Source organism: Leisingera sp. F5 (assembly GCF_001593695.1).
Genome location: NZ_LUKH01001453.1, coordinates 1 through 1,020 on the forward strand (window position 1 = coordinate 1; position 1,020 = coordinate 1,020).

Sequence of the window (1,020 nt, forward strand, 5' to 3'; positions counted from 1 at the left end):
GCTGCCACAGCACAAACCCGATTGAGACCGCACCGGATTGCTTGCCGGGGTGGCTGTCGGGTTCACCAGTTTTGTCAGCCATGCGGGCGGGCCGCCGGCCGCGGTTTATCTTCTCAGCCTGAAGTTGCGGAAAACCGAATATCAGGCCAGCACCGTGCTGATCTTCTGGGCGGTCAATATCGCCAAGGCGGTGCCCTATGCCTGGCTGGGGCTGTTCACTTGGGAGACGCTGCGGCTGGATCTGATGCTGGCACCCTTTGCGCTGCTTGGTGCCTGGCTGGGGGTGAAGCTGCATCACAGCATCCCGGAGCGCGGGTTCTTTGCGCTGACCTATGTGCTGCTGAGTGTGACCGGAGCCAAGCTGATCTGGGACGGGCTGACCTGAATACTGCTCATGAGGGTCAGCCCGCGCGGCGTCCCCGGCCGCTCAACCTGCTGCCTGGAAACCTGCCTCAATAACTGCTGCTCAGGCATCGCTGTCGGTGTTTGGCAGTGCTTCTGCGAGCACTTCATAAGACTGGCCTGACGCCACCAGGCAGGTCATGCCGTTGGGCGTGGTCACGGTGATGGTCCAACTGCCGGTGTTTTCGGAGGCAAAGGTTTCCATCACCATACCCTTCTGGCCCATGCCGATGCTTTGACGGCTTTCGCCGTATTTTTCTGCCAGCCGTTTGATCACTGTGTCGCGCGGTGCGCAGTTGCGGCTTTGCGCGGCGGCAGGCGCAGCAGCCAGGGTCAGCACGGTGAGGGCTGTCGGCAGTGCCCGGTATGTTATTTTCATCTCGTTTTACCCTTTCCGGAACGGCCGGACAGAGCCGGGTGCCTGACGGCAGCTCCCGGTATCCCTGTGCGGGCCGGTGTGTAACGCAATTCGAAATGCAGGCCCCATGCCTGCGGGCATCAGGTGCGGCCTGGGGCGGCGGCAGGGGTCCTGTGCCTTGGTGTCTATCAGTTTGGCAATCAGGTGCTGATAACTGGTTAACCCAGAGGGCGTTGAAAATTCACTAACTTTGTCAATAT

General features: G+C 60.7%; 1 protein-coding gene and 1 pseudogene. One reads left to right on the forward strand and one right to left on the reverse strand.

All coding sequences use genetic code 11. The features are described from left to right. Nucleotides 1-34: 34 nt before the first annotated feature. Nucleotides 35-385, forward strand: a pseudogene (locus A2I95_RS42200) (sulfite exporter TauE/SafE family protein); the annotation flags it as partial. An 81-nt stretch (nucleotides 386-466) separates the two neighbouring features. Here the strand turns inward: A2I95_RS42200 and A2I95_RS42205 are convergent. After that, entirely contained in the window at nucleotides 467-781 is a 315-nt protein-coding gene (locus A2I95_RS42205) for a hypothetical protein (RefSeq protein ID WP_027256402.1), read from the reverse strand. Nucleotides 782-1,020 lie beyond the last annotated feature (239 nt).

Coding starts and splice junctions, on each gene's coding strand:
- A2I95_RS42205 (WP_027256402.1), bottom strand. CDS start 781: ATGAAAATAACATACCGGGCACTGCCGACAGCCCTCACCGTGCTGACC.